This window comes from Undibacterium sp. RuRC25W (assembly GCF_049339825.1).
GTDB lineage: Bacteria > Pseudomonadota > Gammaproteobacteria > Burkholderiales > Burkholderiaceae_D > Undibacterium.
The window spans coordinates 1-246 of sequence record NZ_JBMPPD010000098.1 but is presented as its reverse complement, the minus strand read 5'-3'; the positions used below and the strand labels follow the sequence as shown (position 1 = coordinate 246).

The 246-nt window shown below is 42.3% G+C and carries 1 protein-coding gene; it reads left to right on the top strand.

Annotated features, from left to right (window positions below; all coding sequences use genetic code 11):
• Positions 1 to 144: transposase (locus tag ACO0KV_RS18460; RefSeq protein ID WP_423044619.1), on the top strand; the 144-nt coding region annotated here is incomplete at its 5' end.
• Positions 145 to 246: the final 102 nt, after the last annotated feature.

The window sequence follows — 246 nt, the reverse complement described above, 5'->3', positions numbered from 1 at the left end:
GCCGTTGTTAAACGGTATCAAGAAGGTTCAGCGGGTTATCAAGCCGTTGCTCATCAATATGAAATTAATCCCTCGTTCGTGCGTAATTGGGTAAAGCAATATACCTTGCACGGCGAAGCTGGACTAGGGCGTGTTGACATATAAAAAGCTGTTAACTTTTCCCGAAGTGTGTTTACATTCTAGATTTTAAAGAATGAAACGATGCTGCGACTGATGTTGAGAGATGATCAATGGGAACGAATTGCG